We start from the raw sequence: 206 nt of genomic DNA on the forward strand, positions 1-206 counted from the left end.
ACTCATTTGTCTCCATAGACACGGGAAGTGGAGAAAAGCCTAAAGTGATAAAGGAAGGATTGGAGAACGAACCAATCAGTATATCACCTGACGGCAAGTGGGCATTGTATGGTTTTTATCTGGAGAAACTGATTAATCTTGAGACAGGGGAAGTTATTCCCCTGTCTTAACTAAATGAAGCAGATGCTTGAGATTCCCAATAAATT

At 40.3% G+C, this 206-nt stretch carries 1 protein-coding gene; it reads left to right on the top strand.

Going from position 1 to position 206, the window contains the following annotated elements:
- Positions 1–14: 14 nt before the first annotated feature.
- Entirely contained in the window at positions 15–170 is a 156-nt protein-coding gene (locus EOC06_RS45800) for a hypothetical protein (RefSeq protein WP_368773627.1), read from the top strand.
- Positions 171–206 lie beyond the last annotated feature (36 nt).

The organism is Mesorhizobium sp. M7A.F.Ca.MR.362.00.0.0 (assembly GCF_004023175.1).
Taxonomy (GTDB): Bacteria; Pseudomonadota; Alphaproteobacteria; order Rhizobiales; family Rhizobiaceae; genus Mesorhizobium.